The organism is Streptomyces sp. NPDC028928, assembly GCF_055564915.1.
In genome coordinates this window covers 224,799-242,145 of sequence record NZ_JBVHVI010000003.1, presented here as the reverse complement: position 1 = coordinate 242,145, position 17,347 = coordinate 224,799, and the positions used below count along the sequence as shown (strand labels likewise).

The window sequence follows — 17,347 nt, the reverse complement described above, 5'->3', positions numbered from 1 at the left end:
ACAACACCCCCGGCTCCTCAGGCGTTCGGCCGGGAAGAACCCCGTGCCGCCTCCTCCATCCGCGCCACCTCGGAGAGCATCGGCATCGGATCCACCCCCACCGACCCCGGCAGAAACGCGGCGATGGTCTCCGGCGTCCACCCGCCGGAGGCGTACGCGGCGCGCAGTTCCCTCGGCTGGGCCCACACCGCGATCTTCGGTCCGGCGACCGTGTACACCTGCCCGGTGATGCCCTGCTCGGCGGCCCGGTCGGAGAGCAGGTACACCACCAGCGCGGCCACGTCCTCCGGCTCGCCGATCTCCGCCAGCCGGACGGGCACGTTGGCCGACATCCGGGTGCGCGCCACCGGCGCCACGGCGTTCGCGGTGACCCCGTACTTGTGCAGGCCGAGCGCGGCGCTCCGGACGAGGGAGATGATCCCGCCCTTGGCGGCGCTGTAGTTGGCCTGGGAGACGGAGCCCTGGTGGTTGCCGCTGGTGAAGCCGATCAGCGTGCCCGACCGCTGCCCGCGCATCACCGCGGAGGCCGCCCGGAACACGGTGAACGTGCCCTTCAGGTGGGTGGCGAGGACCGGGTCCCACTCCTCCTCGGTCATGTTGAACAGCATCCGCTCCCGCAGGATGCCCGCCACGCACACGGCCCCGTCGATCCGGCCGTAGGTCTGCACCGCCGTGTCCACGAGCCGCTGCCCGCCCGTCATGGTGGAGATGTCGTCGGCGACCGCGACGGCCTCGCCGCCCGCCGCCTCGATCTCCTTGACGACGGACTCGGCGACCTCGCTGGTGGGCGAGGCGCCGTCCACCGCCACGCCGTAGTCGTTGACGACGACCTTCGCGCCCTCGGCCGCCGCCGCCAGCGCCACCGCGCGCCCGATGCCGCGCCCGGCACCCGTCACGGCGACGACCCTGCCTGCCAAGAAGTTCCCCACAGCCGGCCCCTTCCCGCAGTTTCTGACGGTCCGTTAGATTTACGGCAACGCCAGAGTGGCCCGCCCACGGCGCGGGCACAAGCCCCGGGGAGGCACCGGATGGCACTGCCGGAGGAGTTCCACGAGATCGCCGAGCGGGTGAACAACTGGGGCCGCTGGGGCGCCGACGACGAGATCGGCACCCTGAACCTGATCACGGACGAGGTCGTACGGCAGGCCGCGCGCGAGGTGCGCACCGGCCGCCGTGTCCCGCTCGCCCTCCCCCTCCGGCAGGACGGCGTGCAGACGGGGATGATCCCGGGCCGGATCGATCCGCTGCACGCGATGGTGCAGATCAACCAGGAGCTGTTCGGGCCGGGCACGGTGGCGTGCAGCGACGACGTGGTGACCATGGGCCTCCAGGCCGGCACCCACTGGGACGCGCTGACCCATGTCTCGCACTCGGGGAGGCTCTACAACGGCCGGCCGGCGCACACCGTCACCGCGCACGGCGGCGCCGAGTTCAGCGGCATCGACAAGGTCCCCCACCTCGTCTCGCGCGGGGTGCTGCTGGACGTGGCCCGCGCGCGGGGCGTGGACCGGCTGGCGGGCGGGCACGCGGTGACGCCGGAGGACCTCGAGGCCGCCGAGGAGTTCGCCGGTACGCGCGTGCGTGCCGGTGACATCGTGCTCGTGCGCACCGGGCAGGCGCAGGTCCTCCTGGCCGGGGACAAGCACGGGTACGGCCATCCGTCGCCGGGGCTCTCGGTGCGCTGCCCGCAGTGGTTCCACGCGCGCGATGTGGCGGCGGTCGCGAACGACACGCTCACTTTTGAGATCTTTCCGCCCGAGATCGAGAATCTGTGGCTGCCGGTGCACGCGCTGCATCTGGTGGAGATGGGGATGCTGCAGGGCCAGAACTGGAATCTCGAAAAGTTGTCCACAGCCTGTGGAGAAACGGGACGGTACACGTTCCTGCTGTCGGCGATGCCCGAGCCGTTCACGGGCGCGACGGGGACACCGGTGGCACCGGTGGCGGTCCTCTGAAAAGACAGGTGGGCGGCGCGCCTCCCCCCACCGTCACACGCACGCGCCGCCCCCGGGGCGACCCGCCTTCGACGAGGACGGCCGGGAACCGGGCCCTCGCCGTCCCCTCGCGGCGAATCGTCGCCCCCCAGCCTGATCAGCCGCCCAGGGGACGTCAACGCCGGTGCGTGGCCGTGTTGCGACACCCTGATCGCGTTACCCGCGCACGGTTGCACCCCCGGCGCACCGGCGCTCCGGGCGGCTACACCGCTTCGAAGGCGAGATCCTCGTACGCGGACAGTCCGCCCCCGTACGCCGTCGCTGCGCTCTCCCGGGGTTGTGAACAGCGGTCCAGCTCACACCAGATGCTCTTGCCGGCCCCCTCGGGGCTCCAGCCCCAGCGGTCGGCGAGACAGTCCACGAGGGCGAGACCCCGGCCGCCGGTGGCGTCGCTGCCGACGCAGCGGGGGACGGGGGCGCGGGAGCTGCCGTCCGCCACCTCCACCCGCACCGTCGCCGACGCCCGGTTCTCTTCCGCCGGGGCCGGCAGACAGAGCCGCAGCACGGCCGGCCGCCCGGTGTGCACCACGGCGTTGGTCACCAGCTCGGAGACGAGCAGGATCAGGGTCTCGGCCAGCGGCTCGTCGGCCGTTATCCCCGATCCGGCGAGCCGCGAACGCGCCCACCGCCTGGCCCGGCCCACCTCAGCGGGGTCGGGCCGGATCTCCAGCTGCACTTGAAGCACCTGCACCGCTCACACCATCCGAACCGGCGGACACATGACCCCGTGCCGGTCGCGCGCCACGGCGTCAGCCGCGGCGGCGATCACGGCGAGGGCCACGATCGTAGCCATTTTCTGCATGGCCAGAACAACGGCCAGAGCAAGGGTCACGGAATGTGACTCCCTTGCGAGACAGCATGGTTGACGTACAGTCACCCCAACAAGCGCTTCGGGCATATTCCCGCGCGAAGGAGTACGCGTAGGGCATACTGTGCGACGCTCGTGCCGGGGAGTCGAACAGGCGGGGCTGACAGCCCAGTCCGCCCAGCGAGCGGCGCTGCGCACCGCGCGGCCCGGCACCGCCCCAGGGGCACCGCCGGCACGGCTCGTACGCGCAGCCACTCGCATCCCACACAAGGTACCCGAGCGATCGCCCGACTCCGGGCCGTGACGAGTCCCGCGCAGGACACAACCCGGTATCAACGCTCCGTGATGTCGGTTCGCCACGATCCGCGACATCGTGGGCCATGGCTTTCCGGGTACGACGGCCCGGGTCGCCCCCGGCGGCTCAGCCCGCGAGCGCGGCGGCGAGCAGTTCGGCACCGTGTGCGCTCCCCCCGGCGCGCCGGGCCCGCACCCAGGCCCGTTTGAGGTGCAGATGCACGTCCGCCTCCCAGGTGAACCCCATCCCGCCGTGCACCTGGAGGCAGTCGCGGGCCCCCCGCACGGCGGCCTCGTCGGCGAGCAGCCGGGCGGCGGCGATGTCGGCGGGGTCGGCCGTGACGGCGGCGGCGTAGACGGCGGCGCGCGCGGTCTCGGCCCGCACCAGCAGGTCGGCACAGAGATGCTGAACGGCCTGGAAGGCCCCGATCGGCCGCCCGAACTGCTCGCGCCGCCGGGCGTGTTCCACGGCCAGCTCGCACACCCGTCCAGCCGTGCCCAGCTGTTCGGCGGCGGTGAGGAGCACGGCGACGGGATCCGGGGGCCCGGCGAGGGGATCCGGGGGCCCGGCGGCGGATCCCGAAGACCCGGCCACCCGGTGCAGCGGCGTGAGCGGGTCCACCGACCGCAGCGCCACGGCGCCGGACGCGTCCCCCCGTACGACGTCCGCCGCGTCCAGCCACTCCACCAGCTCCCCGTCGGCGGCCGCCACGACCGTCTCCCCGCTCGCCGCGCCGGGCACGGTGCCGGCCGCGAGGTGGGTCGCGAGCAGCGGCCCGGGCAGCAGGGCCCGCCCCGCCTCCTCGAAGGCCAGCACCGCCTCGGGCAGCCCCAGCCCGACCCCGCCGTCCGCCTCGGGCAGCCGCAGGGCGAAGAACCCCGCCTCCGCGAGGGTCCGCCACAGCGCCCGGTCGAGCCGGCCCGGGGCGTCGACGGCCGCGCGCAGCGCCTCCCGCCCGAAGCGGCGCTCCAGCAGCGCCCGCACCCCCGCCCGCAAAGCGGCCTGGTCATCGGTGAGTTGGAAGCGCACGGTCACCTCCCCCTGGGCAGGCCGAGGATCCGCTCGGCCACGATGGTCCGCTGGATCTGCGAGGTCCCGGCCGCGATCGTGTACGACAGCGAGGACAGCCGGTCCAGCACCCAGGGGCGGTCCAGGTCGAGGCAGTCCGGCCCGAGAACCTCGGCGGCGGCGTCGTACAGCTCCTGCCGGGCGTGCGAGTAGCGGAGCTTGAACACCGAGCCGCCGACGCCCGGCACCCCGCCGCTCGCCTCGGCCTCGCTCACGTTCCACTGGGTGAGCCGCCACAGCGCCCGGAACTCCGCGTCGAGCCGGCCCAGCCGCCGGCGCAGCTCCGGCTCGTCCCAGCGCCCGTTCTCCCGCGCCGTACGCGCCAGTTCACCCAGCACCCGGCGGCAGGCGACGACCTCGCCGACGAAGGCGGTGCCGCGCTCGAAGGAGAGGGTGACCAGGGTGACGCGCCAGCCGTCGTTCTCCTCCCCCACCCGGTTGGCGACCGGCACCCGCACCTCGTCCAGGAACACCTCGGCGAACTCCGCCGACCCGGCGAGCGTGCGCAGCGGCCGTACGGTGACGCCCTCGGCGTCCATCGGCATCGCCAGCCAGGTGATGCCCCGGTGCCGGGGCGCGGCGGGGTCGGTGCGGACCAGCAGCTCGCACCAGTCGGCGACTTCGGCGTGCGAGGTCCAGATCTTGGACCCGGTCACCACGTAGTGGTCGCCGTCCCTCCACGCGCGTGTGCGCAGCGACGCGAGGTCGGAGCCGGCGTCCGGTTCGCTGAACCCCTGGCACCACACCTGCTCGCCGCGCAGGATCGGCGGCAGCCAGCGCGCCCGCTGCTCGGGCGTCCCCTCGGCGGCGATGGTCGGCCCGGCGTGCAGCAGCCCGACGAAGCCGGCGCCCACGTAGGGCGCGCCGGCCTTCTCGGTCTCCTCCAGGAAGATCAGCCGGATGGTCGGGGAGGCGTCCCAGTGCACGTCGGCGTACCCGGCGTCGTACAGCATCCGCTGCCAGCCGAGGTCGTAGGCGCGGCGGCCGGGCCAGTCGTCCGGGGACGGCTTGTCCGGCAGGGCGGGCAGCACCTTGCCGAGCCACTCCCGCAGCCGGGCCCGGAACTCCTCCTCTTCCGGGGTGTACGACAGGTCCATCAGCGGTCGAAGTCCAGGTCGAGCATGCGAATGGCGTTCCCGCGCATCAGCTTGTACACGGTCTCCTCGTCCAGCCCCTTCACATGGTCGAGGGCGACCTCCTTGGTGTGCGGGAAGGTCGAGTCGACGTGCGGGTAGTCGGTCTCGAAGGTGGCGTTGTCGCGGCCGACCACGTCCAGCGAGGCGACGCCGTGCTTGTCGCGGAAGAAGCAGCAGTAGATCTGCCGGTAGTAGTACGTCGACGGCGGCTCGGGGACCAGGTCCCGGACCCCGCCCCAGGCGCGGTGCTCCTCCCACACGTCGTCGGCGCGTTCCAGGGCGTACGGGATCCAGCCCATCTGGCCTTCCGAGTAGGCGAGTTTGAGCCGTGGGAAGCGGACCAGGACCCCGCTGAAGAGGTAGTCCATCATCGAGGCCATGGCGTTGTTGAAGCTGAGCGAGGCCTGGACGGCCGGGGGTGCGTCCGGGGAGGCGGCGGGCATCTGGGAGCTGCTGCCGATGTGCATGTTGACGACCGTGCCGGTCTCCTGGCAGACGGCGAAGAACGGGTCCCAGTAGCCGGAGTGGATGGAGGGCAGCCCGAGGTAGGTGGGGATCTCGGAGAAGGTGACGGCCCGCACCCCGCGCGCGGCGTTCCGCCGGATCTCGGCGACGGCCAGCTCCACGTCCCACAGCGGGACCAGGCACAGGGGGATCAGCCGGCCGCCGCTGTCCCCGCACCACTCCTCGACCATCCAGTCGTTGTAGGCGCGCACGCAGGCGAGGGCGACCTCCTTGTCGTGGGCCTCGGCGAAGGTCTGCCCGCAGAAGCGGGGGAAGGTCGGGAAGCAGAGAGAGGCCTCCACGTGATTGAGGTCCATGTCCGCGAGGCGCGCCTTCGGGTCCCAGCACCCGCGCCGCATCTGCTCCCGGGTGATCCCCTCCAGGGTCATCTCGTCCCGGTCGAAGCCGACGGCGGCGATGTTCCGTTTGTACGGGAACTTCAGGTCCTCGTAGATCCACCAGTCGGTCGGCTGTCCTTCCGGATCCATGGTGATCTGGTACTTCCCGCCGACGTAGGCCAGCTCCCCGATCCCGGCGGTCAGCGGCTGGGGCCCGCGGTCCCGGTACCTGGCCGGCAGCCAGGTCTCGAAGAGGTGGGCGGGCTCGATCACGTGGTCGTCGACGCTGATGATGCGGGGCAGTTCGGTCGCCATGGGTCCCCTCCGCCGTACGGTGCTCGCCTGCTCGACTGGACACTGCTGATCTGATGGTCCGTCAGATAGCATGGCAGCTGACGAGTCGTCAGCCAAGCTGGGGGCACCCGTGAACGAGACCCCGCACACCCTGAGTTCCGCCCGCACACTGTGGGAACTGGTCACCCGCCGCGCCGCCCTCACCCCCGACCGCCCGGTTCTCCTCCAGGGGGACCGGACGCTCACCTTCGCCGGCCTGCGCGCCCGCTCCGAACGCGTCGCGGCCGGCCTGTACGGCATGGGCGTACGCCCCGGCACGGTGGTCGCCTGGCAGCTGCCCACCCGCATCGAGACGGCCCTGCTGTCCTTCGCCCTGGCGCGCCTGGGCGCCGTACAGTCCCCGGTGATCCCCTTCTACCGGGACCGCGAGGTCGGCTTCGCGCTGCGCGAGTCGAAGGCGGAGTTCTTCGCCGTACCGGGCGTCTGGCGCGGCCACGACCACACCAAGATGGCGCACCGCCTCGGCGCCAGGGGCGTCTTCGAGGCGTACGACACCCTCCCCGACGGCGACCCGTCCATCCTCCCCCCTCCCCCCGCCGAGGGCACCTCGGTCCGCTGGATCTACTGGACCTCGGGCACCACCTCCGACCCCAAGGGCGTCCTGCACACCGACCGCTCCCTGATCGCGGGCGGCTCCTGCCTGGCCCACGCGCTGAAGCTGTCGCCGACCGACATCGGCTCCATGGCCTTCCCGTACGCCCACATAGCCGGCCCCGACTACACGGTGATGCTGCTCCTGTACGGCTTCCCGGCGGTGATGTTCGAGCACTTCGCGCTGCCGGACGCATTGGCGGAGTACCGGCGGCACGGGGTGACGGTGGCCGGCGGCTCCACGGCCTTCTACTCCATGTTCCTCGCCGAGCAGCGCAAACACCCGACCGAGAAGGTGATCCCGACCCTACGGCTCCTGGCGGGCGGCGGCGCCCCCAAGCCGCCCGAGCTGTACCACTGCGTGGTCCGCGAGATGGGCGTCCAGCTCACCCACGGCTACGGCATGACCGAGGTCCCGATGATCACCATGGGCGACCCGGAGGACACCCCCGAGAACCTGGCGACGACCGAGGGCCGCCCCCCGGCCGCCATGGAGATCCGCATCGTGGACGGCGAGATACGCCTGCGCGGCGAGGCCGTCTGCCAGGGCTACCTGGACCCCGCCCAGACCGCCGCGGCCTTCGACCCCGACGGCTTCCTCCGCACCGGCGACCTGGGACGCCTGACGGACTCGGGCCACCTGGTCCTCACCGGCCGCCTCAAGGACGTGATCATCCGCAAGGGCGAGAACATCTCCGCCAAGGAGATCGAGGACCTCCTCGCCGCACACCCGGCGGTCGCCGACGCGGCCGTGATCGGCCTCCCGGACCCAGAACGCGGGGAACTGGTCTGCGCGGTGGTCGAACAGCCGGCCGGCGCCGCCCGGTTGACCCTGCCGGAGACCGTGTCCTTCCTCCGCTCGAGGGGGCTGTCCGTGCACAAGCTGCCGGAACGGCTGGAGGTGGTGGAGGCGCTCCCGCGCAACGACACCTTGCGGAAGGTGCTGAAGTACAGGCTGCGGGAGCGGTTTTCGAGACCGTTGTCTTAGGCCGCTCGGGCAACCCACCTCCGCCCCGGCCCACCAGGGGCGGAGCGGGTACAGCGTACCGGGAGCAGGCGACGGGTGAGGGCTGTGGTCCACACAGGGTCCACTGGCTCCGCTCCGGCCGGCACCACTGCGCTCGTCAGCCCGTGGCCCGAGGCTCACACCGGTATCGCGAAAGCCTACTACTGTGCGGAGTCGCGAACGGGTGGCTGCTTCCCTTCGTCCAGGGTCGAGCAGGCGCCTTACGGCATGAAGCAGCCCCTGACCGATTGACGTGGCCAGGGGCCGTGCAGTCGCGCTGCTACTTCTCGATGGTGATGTCGGCGAAGGCGATGGCGAAGGCATCAGGTTCGTCGTCTTCGTCGAGGTGGTAGCTCGCGCTAGCCCAGGCGTCGGTGAGGCGGATGCGGCGGGACTTGGGGTCGGCGGGATCGCCTGCGATGAGGACGACGTCCTGGTGGGTGTCCGTGTTTTCAACCTCTTCAGCCCAGGCCGTGGTGGCCGGGTGGCGGTCGTCGCCACGAGTGAGGACTACGTCGCCCCACAGGGGGACCGGGGCGTGGGCGTCGGAGGACAGGAAGGCGTCGATGTCGAGCGCGGTGCCGACGATGGTGAGCTTGGTGACGGAGTCGAGTGCTTCGGCCTGGTTGTCGCCGAGGACGAGGTGGTATGTGGTCATTCCGGGGTCTCCTGGTGGCACGCGGGTCAGTACAGCTCAGGGGAAGTGCGGACGGGCATCCTGATTTTGAAGACGGTCCCGTTGTCCAGGTAGAAGATGACTCGGGCGTTATCACCAGGAGTGATCAGGTGGGTCGGCTTCTCGAACATGATGTGGTAGAAGCCCGGTGTCAGTGCGAGGCTGCCCTCGGCGGGCAGGGCGAGCTTGTCGACCTTGACCATCTTCGAGGATTCGGAGTCGGTCACGGTCTGGTAGATCGTGCAGTGCTGGTAGTCAGGGCTCTTTACCTTGGTGATCTCGATACGCTTTTGCGAGGAGTTCTCCAAGGTGATGTAGCCCGCGGCAGGCAGCGCGTTCGGTAGCCAGCGGACCCAGACGGAGTTCGCCCTGGCCGTGACATCGGTGGAGACTGGCGTCTTCATTGAGGTCGCTTCCCTTTCTGAGGTGGTCGCCGCCCGGGGCAACTCGGCAGCCCCGCACACCAAGCACACTGTGGGTGATCGTAGAATTACGCAAGGTAGCGACGTGGGAGATCAGCAGATCCGGTGACGCAGTGCCGTGCGGCTGCCGTAACCGCGGGATCACCATCAGGAAGTAGCCCAGCAACAGAGCTGGAACTGCGACCCGACTGCGGGTAGCACTCCACAGGCGGCACGCTGCCTCGGTACCGTCAGGGGGAGAAGCCCCGACGGATGGAGCACGATGCCTCGCCGCCTGTTTGACCGTCGGCGCCTCACCTACAGGGGGGCGCGCTGATGCTGGAAGAAGCCGAAGAGATCGGCGACCGCGTACGCCGCGCCCGGCTCCGCCTCGGCAAGACTCAGGCCGACCTCGCTGCCGCCCTGGGCAAGACGCAGGGCTGGGTGTCCAAGATGGAACGCGGACTCATCGAACTGGATCGCGTCGGCCTGCTCAACCTGATCGCCTCGGAGCTGCACGTACACCCGAACGACTTGATCGGACGGCCGTACAACAGCTCTCCGGCCGAGAATCAGTGGCAGGTCTCTGCCGCAGCGATCATGCGGGAACTGCGCCGCTATGACCTTGCTCCCGTCTTCGACGGGACACCCCGGCCCGCTCGTCATCTGTGGCAGGAAACCACTCGGCTGCACCGCCTCCGCGATGCTGCGGCCAACACGGCCATCATGGAGGTACTCCCCGACCTCTTCCGTGAGACGCGCGCCCTGGCCGAAGTCGCCACGGGCCATGAGCGGGAAGAGGCGTACGCGATCTACGCGGTGTGCTGTAAGTTCGCTCACACGTCCGCGCACGCCCTGGGGCACCCCGAGCTGGTCGCCATGGCATGTGAAAGGGCCACTTGGTCCGCGCGGCTGTCGGGCGACCCGGTCATGCCTGCCGTCGCCGACTGGATGCGCGTGTGGGACATGTGGGCCACGGCGGACTGGGATGACGCCATTGCCCTGTCTGACCGAGCGCTCCGCAGTGTGCAGCAGGAATACGACCGTGGTGAGCCGCTGGCCGTGCGGGTGTGGGGATCCCTGCAACTGCGCGCTGCTGTCTCGGCTGCGCGGAGCGGTCGCAAGGCCGAAGCGAAGGATCGGATCAAGCACGCGCGGGCTGCCGCCAAGCGAATGGGGGAGACCGCCGGCCCTCCGGTCTACGACCGCCACAGCCTCACCTTCTCGCCGGGCAACGTGCAGATCCACGCCATTAGCGTCGCCCTGGAGATGCATGAGCAACGCGAGGCGCTGTCGATAAACCGGCGCACGAGCAAGGAACTGATCGAGTCGCTTCCCAACTCCCGTCAGGGGCACCACCACATGGACCTGGCGCGGGCCTGGCTGTGGGACGGAAACCGCGACAAGGCGCTGAAGGAACTGGAGAAGGCGGAGCGCATCGCCCCCCAGCTCGTACGCAATCACCCCATCGCCCGGTCAACCCTGCGCAGCATCGTGTACGCCGAACGGGCGAGCACCCGCGAGAAGCTGCGTCGCATGTCAGACCGCTTCCACCTCGACGGGTGAGGGTCGTATTCCTGCGGTTCATATTGGGCCCCGGAGATATTCCTAGCTTCGGGGCATGGCCGAACGAACCTCGAAGCAACCGCCCGCGCGGGGTGCCGAGTTAAGCGCTGGCACCCCGTTTCATCCCCGCCTTGGCGACCTCGCCCTCGACCTCGCCAAGGCGGGACGGATTGGGGTGGTCGTTGCCCTCCCCAGCGACACCTCGGCGTCGTACCAACTTCGCCCGCCCGGCGGCGGTGAGGACTGGCGAGCTCGGTCCGACGGAACCACCCTGCGCCCCGTGCCGGTCCCGGTCACGCACGTGACGCCCATCCGGCGAGATGCCATCTATGACCACCGCGCTCAGCAAGCGGCTCTGCCGGTCACCGTCCACTACGAGGATGGCGAAGTCTGCGAGACCGTACTCGTCCTCACCCCGGCACAAGTCGAGCTGTACTGCATCCAGTTCGGGCAGATCATCGAGGCGCGAAAAACGGCACGGGAGCCCGCGCGGTGAGCCCGGCCGTGCTGACGCTCCCGCCGCCGGCCTCTTTGTGCGGCGCTACGCGGCCTCCCATCGCCTTCCGCTGTGAAGCCACCGCCCATGACCTCAGCGGCTCCCGCGAGATCCTTCTCGCCACCTACCGCGGCCGTTCGGCCCGCCTCGCCGCACGCTGGCTGCGTGCTGAGGCTTGCCACCTCGCTCAGTTGTTGTCTCCGAACCCTGGAGCCACATCCCTGCGGAACGCTCCTCTCGTTTACGCCGGTCCGAACGTCGCGCGGCCTGACGCTGAGCTGCGCGCGTGGGCGGGAAACGAGCACGCGTACGAACACGCCCTGCGGGCCCTCGCCGCTGGTCGAGCCTTCGTGTTCACCGTGACCGACTACGACGCTCGGTACTCCCTCCGGGTGTATCCGTTGCCCACTCGGCGGCAGGCACCCCCGCAAGCTCCCGTCCCCGCCCGGTGCCCACCCCGCTCCCCGGCAGGGGCGGGCCGCCACCGCAGACGTCGCGGACGGCGCGTCACCCGATGACCCCCGCCCCCGCGTCTCCCATCTCCCCGGCGCGGGGGCGGGTCCAGCACCTGTCCTGAGCCTTACCGCCCAACCAAGGGAAGTGAGCAATGGAGCAGTTCGAGCGTGCACGTCTCGACTCGTACTTCGCGCGTATCGCCGAGACCTTCGCCCCGGAGGAGAGGCCGTCCGCCTTCCTGATCACGCATCTGCTGCCCGAGCGACCCGCCTTCGTGCGGGCCGTGGGCATCGGCACGAACCTGCGGGCCGTGCTGCCCAAGCCCAAGTCCATCGACCTCACCGCCCGCCGCGAGATCGAGAAGACGACGCAGTGCGACGCCCTCACGCGGGAGCTGTTCGAGGACCCCGCCGGCGCGGTCGATTACGTCGAGTCGCGGGCCGGGGGTGAACCCGTCGTACTGCTGGACGTCGGCGGGTACTTCGCGCCCACCCTCGACGCCCTGTGCGAGCGGTTCTCGGGCCGCGTCCTGGGCGTCGTCGAGGACACGGAGAACGGGCACAAGCGGTACGCGAGCGCCGAGAAGCTGCCCTGTCCGGTCGTCTCGGTCGCCCGCTCCCCGCTGAAGGACCCCGAAGACTTCCTCGTCGGTCAGTCGGTCGTCTTCTCGACCGAGGCCCTGATGCGCAGCCGGGGAGACATCCTGCACGGTCGCACGGCCCTCGTGATCGGGTTCGGCAAGCTCGGTTCCAGCATCGCCCGACTGCTGCACGCCAAGGCCGTCCAGGTCACCGTGTACGACCTCGACCCCGTCCGCCGCACACAGGCGCTCTCGCAGGGTTTCACCGTCGCCAGGGACCGCGACGCCGCCTTGCACGGTGCCGGGCTGATCCTGTGCGCTACCGGTGCGGTCTCGCTGAGGGGCGAAGACTTCTCGGCGCTGCGGAACGGTGCCTACGTCGCCACCGTCACCAGCAGCGAAGACGAACTCGACCTGGCGGGCCTCCCCAACGTGTACCAGCGCACTCCGAACGGCGAGCACATCACCCGCTACCAGACCACCGGGCACTACTTCTACCTGCTCAACGGTGGCAACGCCGTCAACTTCCTGCACGGCGCCAGCGTGGGCCCGTTCATCTACCTCGTTCAGGCGGAGATCCTCGCGGGCGTCCGGAAACTGGCCCGTGGCGACCTCGGGCCCGGTATGCACGAGGTCGATGCCGCCGAACGCGCTGCGATCGCCGGAACGTGGCTGAACTACTTCACCGCTAGGAGAAGCGCCCCATGCCGATCACCGCACAGCACGTGCGCGACACCGTCGCCGCCTACCTCGTTGACCACCCGGAGGAGAAGGACGCCCTTTCGACCGTGGGTGAGGTCGTGGAACAGGCCGGCGATTCGGTCGCCTCCCGCAAGGAATTCCGCGGACACGTCACCGCTGGCGCCGCCCTCGTCCGCCCCGACGGCCGCGTCCTCACCATCGAGCACCGGGCCCTGCGCAAGTGGTTGCTGCCCGGCGGGCACGTTGAGGACAGCGACACGACGCTTCGGGAGGCTGCTCTGCGGGAGCTGGCCGAGGAAACCGGCATCAGCAGTGACCAGGTCGAACCGGCCAGCGACACCCCCCTCCACATCGACGTTCACTCGATCCCGGCGAACGACCGCAAGGGCGAGCCGGAGCACGTTCACTTCGACTTCCGGTTCCTGTTCCGGACCACCGCCGACGCCGTCGAACTGCAAGCGGAAGAGGTCACGAACTACTCCTGGCAGTTCGCCGACATGCTGACCGCCGAGCCTCTGCGCTCCCGCGTTATGGCAGCCGCAAACCGCCCATAGCGGCCCCTAGCAAGCCAGCCGTACAGTCCCTCGATACCCCCGACAGGGCGGTACGGCTCCCCCGGCGCCCGCTGCTCGCTACCCGTGCCGCAAAGCAGCGGGCTCCCACAACAAGAGACCGGACCACCCTTCAGCCTGGACAGCAATCCGGGGTGGTCCGGTCCTGGAAGCCCTGGTCAGGACCCCGGTGCCGATGGTACCGGGGTGATCGGCGTGCCCGAACGCGGGTGCGGCTGCAACCCCCTTGCCTCGACGTGAAGTTAGAAAGGGTCACTGTTGCAGCTCGGATGAAAGCGGCCGCAGATGCGTGCTCCACGACCTACATGACGGGCTTCGGCGCGATCGTAGGACTCATCGGCGGCAAGGTGGCGTAGACCTCCTCTGGGGGCCGCACGAACGAGCCGCTGCCCGACGAGAAGGTGAGCGTCCCCCTCCCTCCGTAGGCGACCCACGACTGAGACTGACGACGTTCAATCGAGAGTTCCGGGCCGCAGCAGTCAGTTGCTCTCAGGAGTTTTAGCGTGTCAAACGGAGGACTGTGCTGACGCCGACGGGTGGTCCACGCCTGGTCCACACACAGTGATCCACAAAGCGACAGGGCCGGATCGAAGTGAGACAGGCCCCCATACGACAAGGTGCCCCTCACCGAGGGGCACCCTTTCTGACCTGCACGTCTCTGACCTGCGGAGGCGGTGGGATTCGAACCCACGGTGACGCTCTCACGTCACTACGGTTTTCGAGACCGTTGCCTTGAGCCCGCTCGGGCGCTGCGCCGTCACGGGGAAGGCGTCACCACACCGCTTGCGTCGACGGTGAAGCGACCGTTCGTCGCGCCGTTGAAGGTGCCGTTCTTGATCCACTCGATCACCGCCGCCTGAACCGTGGCACGGGGGCCGGCCCAGGGGCGGCCGGGGCGACCGCCGTAAGGCGTCCCCGACCGCGGAGTGCAGCGCGGTCCGGAGCATCCCTCCCACAGAATCGCGTGGCTGGCGCACTGCACCTGGACCTGCACCTTGTTCGCCGTGCCGAGGCTGTTGTACAGCGCCCGCGCGTCGGCCGGTGTCGCGAGCGGTGTCCTGTCCTCGAGGCCGTTGACGACCAGTGAGGGTGTGGTCTGCTGCCGCGCGACGGTGGCGTTCCAGCCGTAGCTGGAGAAGGTCGGCGCGCGGCTGACGCCGGTCGGGTGATCGCGGTCCCCTCCCCAGGTGCTGCCGAGGCGGTCTTCCTCCATCAGCTGCTTCCACAACTGCCGTCGGCTGCTGGGGACGACGTGGCCGGTGCAGGCAGCGTCCCGTTCGGGGGCCATCGCCCAGGTCGCGTCGCTGTCCTGCCGGGTGGAGAGGTTCGTGGGGAAGGACGTGAAGCCCGTCGCCGGTGTCACTTCCTCGGTGGGCGTGCCGAAGATCGATTCCGCGTACACGGCTCGGTTGACCTTGGCGATGACGGCGGCGCTGCCGGGAAGCACCGGGTTGGCCGCGTACAGGGTCCGGCCGACGTGCTGTCCGCCGAGCGAGTAGCCGACCAGTGTGACCTTGCCGTCCGTGGGCTTGGCCCGCGCGATCGCGTCGTCGATGACCTGACGGATGTCGCGTACCCACAGGTCGATGCGCCCGAAGCGGTAGTTGCTGGAGTGCGCGCGCCGCTGCCCGTCGAGCGGATTGTCCAGCAGCAGTGTTCCCTGCTGGTCGAGGCGGAAGAAGGGGAGGTGACTGCGGTCGCACCCCTCGGGGTAGGGGCAGGAGCCGTCGGGGAGGTAGGGCCTGAGGCTCGCGTTGCCGGGATCGTCGAGTCCGTGGCGGAATCGCGTCGAACGGGCGTAGCCGAGCAGGCTGGGGGCGAAGGTGTCGATTCCCGCCCGGGCGAGGGTCCGCTGCATGCTGAGCGTCCCCCCTCCGGGGGCGGCGTGTCGCAGGTCGAACACCGGCGTGCCGGGGAGGTTGCGGCCGTGGACCAGCACCGCGGCCCTGCGGAGAACACCCCGGCACTTGCCGTGGGCGTACACCGGCCGGACCCGGTGCACTTGGATTCTCGCCGGGCGGCCGTCGAACTGCGGGTCGGGCATCAGGCCGGGCGGCACGGTGAAATGCAGGAAGTAGTCCTGGACGCGGCTGCCGGTCGGTGCCGTGTCGCAGTGCGAGGCGGCGGACTCGACGCTGTCGGCGGCCACCGCGCCACTGGAACCGAAGGCCCCTGTGATCAGCCCGAGGGACAGCACGAGCAGCCATCGCTTCCGGGTCACCGATCGGCCGCGCCGCCCGGCGGGGGAGGTTCCGGCCGCCGTCGGGCCGCGCCCGGGCAGCGACCACTTCCCTCGCCGGGGACACTCCTCGGGCACGGGTTCACGTCGTTCCAGACTGTGACGCATGGCATCTCCTGTGGGCTGCTGCATGGGGGACTTCCGGCGTTCTCAGCGTTCGCGATCGATGGCGAACGCCTCTGCCGTGGCCACGACATCGGTTCCGTCGAAGCCGCCGACGGCGTACACGCAGTCCCTGTTCAGCTCCTTGCCGCCGTGGGGGCAGGGTGCCGTCGCGGCCGCCGGGTCCTGGCGGGCGGTCGGCAGCGGGGGCAGTGCCGCCCAGCTGTCGGTGGCGGGACGGTACGCCTCGACCGTGTCCAGGACGTCGGTTTCGGTCGCGCCTCCGACGGCGTACACGCAGGTGTCCCCGGTGTCTCCGTAGGCGCTCTTGGTGCGGTCGGAACACGGGGCCGCCGTCGCCGCCAGGAAGCCGCGGGCGGTCGGCAGCGGGCGCACCGGCACCCACCTGTTCGTGGTGGGGCTGTACGCCTCCACCGTGTCCAGGATGGCCGAGCCGTCAAAGCCGCCGACGGCGTACACGCAGGTGCCCCGCAGCCCCGACACGCCCTTGGGGCAAGGCGCCGCAGCCCCGGCCAGGAAGGCGCGGGCGGTCGGCAGCGGGGGCAGGGTCACCCACCTGTTCGTGGCGGGGCTGTACGCCTCCACCGTGTCCAGGAAGGCGGAGCCGTCGAAGCCGCCGACGGCGTACACGCAGGTGCCCCGCAGCCCCGACACGCCCTTGGGGCAAGGCGCCGTCGCCGCCGCCAAGCCCCGGCGGGCGGTCGGCAGTGCGGGCAGGGCCGCCCACCTGTTGGTGGCGGGGCTGTACGCCTCCACCGTGTTCAGGTTGCCGGTCTGGTTACGGCCGCCGACGGCGTAGACGCAGGTGCCTCGCAGGCCCGGTACGCCCTTGGGGCAAGGCGCCGCCGTCCCCGCCAACCGGTCGCGGGCGGTCGGCAGCGGGGGCAGGGTCACCCACCGGTCGGTCGCCGGACGGTACGCCTGCGCCGCGTTCAGGGCGCCGGAGAAGTCACCCCCGCCGATGGCGTAGACGCAGGTGCCTCCCTTCCCGCTGGGGCAGGGGGCCGCCACTCCGGCCGGGGAAGCACTGGCGGTCGGCATCGGGGGAAGCGTCAGCCATTCGCCCTGGGCGGTCGCGGCGGTGGGCAGGGCGAGCAGGGGCACCAGTGCGGCGACGGCAAGCCACCACGAGCGCCGGCGCAGCGGCGTCCGGCTGCCCGGCACCGATGCGGGAACCGGCACCGTGCGGGTGCTGCGGCGGCCTGGCAGCAGGATCCTTCTGAGTCTTCTCAGCTGACCGGACGGGTGACTGCGCCCCATCGGACACCTCTTTCAGACATGCCGCAGCCGCCGCCGCGACCGGAATCGGAGCTTTGCGGCTATTGGTACACGACCGTTGACGAGGCGGCGGTCGTCCGACACCGCGCACACGACTGAACTTGTGCTTCACACCGCCGGGTGCGGGTCCCGGGTGAGGCGGTGGGGTGTGGCCCGGTCAGGCA

At 70.6% G+C, this 17,347-nt stretch carries 15 protein-coding genes and 1 pseudogene; 6 read left to right on the top strand and 10 right to left on the bottom strand.

Translation table 11 applies throughout. The features are described 5' to 3' along the window. Positions 1 to 17: 17 nt before the first annotated feature. Positions 18 to 929, bottom strand: coding sequence for an SDR family oxidoreductase (locus ACZ4U1_RS10180; RefSeq protein WP_467901832.1), 912 nt, complete (start codon positions 927 to 929; stop codon positions 18 to 20). Positions 930 to 1,028: 99 nt separating this feature from the next. Here ACZ4U1_RS10180 and ACZ4U1_RS10175 point away from each other — a divergent pair, with 99 nt between their 5' ends. Further along, positions 1,029 to 1,955, top strand: a complete 927-nt coding sequence (locus ACZ4U1_RS10175; RefSeq protein WP_467901830.1) for a cyclase family protein — start codon at positions 1,029 to 1,031, stop codon at positions 1,953 to 1,955. Positions 1,956 to 2,196: 241 nt separating this feature from the next. Here ACZ4U1_RS10175 and ACZ4U1_RS10170 read toward each other — a convergent pair whose 3' ends face one another. From ACZ4U1_RS10170 to ACZ4U1_RS10150, 5 genes are all read right to left on the bottom strand, one after another. Continuing rightward, complete coding sequence (locus ACZ4U1_RS10170; protein WP_467902264.1) at positions 2,197 to 2,670, bottom strand: ATP-binding protein; 474 nt, start codon at positions 2,668 to 2,670, stop codon at positions 2,197 to 2,199. A gap of 18 nt (positions 2,671 to 2,688) precedes the next feature. Then, positions 2,689 to 2,826, bottom strand: a complete 138-nt coding sequence (locus tag ACZ4U1_RS10165) for a hypothetical protein (protein ID WP_467901829.1) — start codon at positions 2,824 to 2,826, stop codon at positions 2,689 to 2,691. Positions 2,827 to 3,223: 397 nt separating this feature from the next. Next, a complete protein-coding gene (locus ACZ4U1_RS10160) occupies positions 3,224 to 4,126 on the bottom strand; it encodes an acyl-CoA dehydrogenase family protein (protein ID WP_467901827.1) in 903 nt (300 codons plus the stop codon). Positions 4,127 to 4,128: 2 nt separating this feature from the next. After that, positions 4,129 to 5,262 carry an acyl-CoA dehydrogenase family protein gene (locus ACZ4U1_RS10155; protein ID WP_467901825.1) on the bottom strand — a complete coding sequence of 378 codons (1,134 nt, stop codon included), beginning with the start codon at positions 5,260 to 5,262 and terminating at the stop codon, positions 4,129 to 4,131. Beyond that, positions 5,262 to 6,458 (bottom strand): amidohydrolase family protein, encoded by a 1,197-nt coding sequence (locus ACZ4U1_RS10150; protein WP_467901823.1) that lies wholly within the window; start codon positions 6,456 to 6,458, stop codon positions 5,262 to 5,264. Before ACZ4U1_RS10150 ends, ACZ4U1_RS10155 begins: the two co-directional genes overlap by 1 nt. Before the next feature lie 70 nt (positions 6,459 to 6,528). Between ACZ4U1_RS10150 and ACZ4U1_RS10145 the strand changes: the two genes are divergently transcribed. Next, positions 6,529 to 8,076, top strand: a complete 1,548-nt coding sequence (locus ACZ4U1_RS10145) for a class I adenylate-forming enzyme family protein (protein ID WP_467901822.1) — start codon at positions 6,529 to 6,531, stop codon at positions 8,074 to 8,076. 298 nt (positions 8,077 to 8,374) lie between these two features. Here the strand turns inward: ACZ4U1_RS10145 and ACZ4U1_RS10140 are convergent, their stop codons facing one another. Both ACZ4U1_RS10140 and ACZ4U1_RS10135 read right to left on the bottom strand, forming a co-directional pair. After that, on the bottom strand, positions 8,375 to 8,752 hold the full coding sequence (locus ACZ4U1_RS10140; RefSeq protein WP_467901820.1) for a hypothetical protein: 378 nt from the start codon (positions 8,750 to 8,752) through the stop codon (positions 8,375 to 8,377). Between the two features lie 26 nt (positions 8,753 to 8,778). Continuing rightward, positions 8,779 to 9,174, bottom strand: a complete 396-nt coding sequence (locus ACZ4U1_RS10135) for a copper chaperone PCu(A)C (RefSeq protein WP_467901818.1) — start codon at positions 9,172 to 9,174, stop codon at positions 8,779 to 8,781. Between the two features lie 333 nt (positions 9,175 to 9,507). Between ACZ4U1_RS10135 and ACZ4U1_RS10130 the strand changes: the two genes are divergently transcribed. The 4 genes and pseudogenes from ACZ4U1_RS10130 to ACZ4U1_RS10115 all read left to right on the top strand — a co-directional run bounded on the left by ACZ4U1_RS10130 (position 9,508) and on the right by ACZ4U1_RS10115 (position 13,525). Next, entirely contained in the window at positions 9,508 to 10,737 is a 1,230-nt protein-coding gene (locus ACZ4U1_RS10130; RefSeq protein ID WP_467901816.1) for a helix-turn-helix domain-containing protein, read from the top strand. Between the two features lie 55 nt (positions 10,738 to 10,792). Further along, positions 10,793 to 11,233, top strand: coding sequence for a hypothetical protein (locus ACZ4U1_RS10125; RefSeq protein WP_467901814.1), 441 nt, complete (start codon positions 10,793 to 10,795; stop codon positions 11,231 to 11,233). A gap of 607 nt (positions 11,234 to 11,840) precedes the next feature. After that, positions 11,841 to 12,953 (top strand): annotated as a pseudogene (locus ACZ4U1_RS10120) (adenosylhomocysteinase); the annotation flags it as partial. Between the two features lie 20 nt (positions 12,954 to 12,973). Further along, positions 12,974 to 13,525, top strand: coding sequence for an NUDIX hydrolase (locus tag ACZ4U1_RS10115; protein WP_467901812.1), 552 nt, complete (start codon positions 12,974 to 12,976; stop codon positions 13,523 to 13,525). A gap of 775 nt (positions 13,526 to 14,300) precedes the next feature. Here the strand turns inward: ACZ4U1_RS10115 and ACZ4U1_RS10110 are convergent. Further along, the gene (locus tag ACZ4U1_RS10110) at positions 14,301 to 15,764 is read right to left on the bottom strand and encodes a hypothetical protein (RefSeq protein ID WP_467901810.1); all 1,464 of its coding nucleotides are present in this window, start codon (positions 15,762 to 15,764) and stop codon (positions 14,301 to 14,303) included. A gap of 168 nt (positions 15,765 to 15,932) precedes the next feature. Beyond that, a complete protein-coding gene (locus tag ACZ4U1_RS10105) occupies positions 15,933 to 17,087 on the bottom strand; it encodes a Kelch repeat-containing protein (protein ID WP_467901808.1) in 1,155 nt (384 codons plus the stop codon). Positions 17,088 to 17,347 lie beyond the last annotated feature (260 nt).

Excerpts from the sequence above, each read along its gene's own strand:
- ACZ4U1_RS10175 (WP_467901830.1), top strand. The coding sequence starts at position 1,029 with ATGGCACTGCCGGAGGAGTTCCACGAGATCGCCGAGCGGGTGAACAAC.
- ACZ4U1_RS10155 (WP_467901825.1), bottom strand. The coding sequence starts at position 5,262 with ATGGACCTGTCGTACACCCCGGAAGAGGAGGAGTTCCGGGCCCGGCTG.
- ACZ4U1_RS10150 (WP_467901823.1), bottom strand. The coding sequence starts at position 6,458 with ATGGCGACCGAACTGCCCCGCATCATCAGCGTCGACGACCACGTGATC.
- ACZ4U1_RS10145 (WP_467901822.1), top strand. The coding sequence starts at position 6,529 with ATGGCAGCTGACGAGTCGTCAGCCAAGCTGGGGGCACCCGTGAACGAG.
- ACZ4U1_RS10140 (WP_467901820.1), bottom strand. The coding sequence starts at position 8,752 with ATGACCACATACCACCTCGTCCTCGGCGACAACCAGGCCGAAGCACTC.
- ACZ4U1_RS10135 (WP_467901818.1), bottom strand. The coding sequence starts at position 9,174 with ATGAAGACGCCAGTCTCCACCGATGTCACGGCCAGGGCGAACTCCGTC.
- ACZ4U1_RS10130 (WP_467901816.1), top strand. The coding sequence starts at position 9,508 with ATGCTGGAAGAAGCCGAAGAGATCGGCGACCGCGTACGCCGCGCCCGG.
- ACZ4U1_RS10125 (WP_467901814.1), top strand. The coding sequence starts at position 10,793 with ATGGCCGAACGAACCTCGAAGCAACCGCCCGCGCGGGGTGCCGAGTTA.
- ACZ4U1_RS10115 (WP_467901812.1), top strand. The coding sequence starts at position 12,974 with ATGCCGATCACCGCACAGCACGTGCGCGACACCGTCGCCGCCTACCTC.